We start from the raw sequence: 537 nt of genomic DNA, 5'->3' as shown, positions 1-537 counted from the left end.
GGCTGGTGCTCAGCCCATCTCCTCCAGCGACTTGCCCTTCGTCTCCTTGACGAACTTCAGGACGAACGGGATGGAGAGCGCGGCGAAGAGCGTGTAGATCACGTAGGTGGCCGACAGGTTCCAGTCGGCCAGCGAGGGGAAGCTCGCGGTGATGGCCCAGTTGGCGACCCACTGCGCGGCGGCGGCGACGCCGAGGGCGGCGGCGCGGATCCGGTTGGGGAACATCTCGCCGAGCATGACCCAGACGACCACGCCCCAGGACAGGGCGAAGAAGAGGACGAAGACGTGCGCGGCGATCAGGGCGACCCAGCCCTGGGTGGCGGGCAGCGATCCGTCGACGAGGTCGGCGGAGAAGGCCCAGGCCTCCAGGGCGAGGCCGAGCACCATGCCGACGGAGCCGATGATCGCGAGCGGCCTGCGGCCGATGCGGTCGACGAAGATCATCGCGATGACGGTGCCGACGATGTTGATGATCGACGTGGTGAACGAGTAGAAGAACGAGTCCGTCGGGTCGACGCCGACCGACTGCCACAGCGT

Annotated in this window: 1 protein-coding gene; it reads right to left on the bottom strand. The window is 67.6% G+C overall.

The window, feature by feature from the left end:
• Positions 1–9: 9 nt before the first annotated feature.
• Positions 10–537, bottom strand: a 528-nt coding sequence (locus KUM38_RS22570; protein ID WP_217131236.1) for an MFS transporter, incomplete at its 5' end; no start/stop codon positions are given.

It is taken from the genome of Streptomyces sp. AC558_RSS880 (genome assembly GCF_019049255.1).
Taxonomy (GTDB): Bacteria; Actinomycetota; Actinomycetes; order Streptomycetales; family Streptomycetaceae; genus Streptomyces.
The sequence above is the reverse complement of the archived record's forward strand: the minus strand, read 5'-3'. Positions and strand labels throughout refer to the sequence as shown.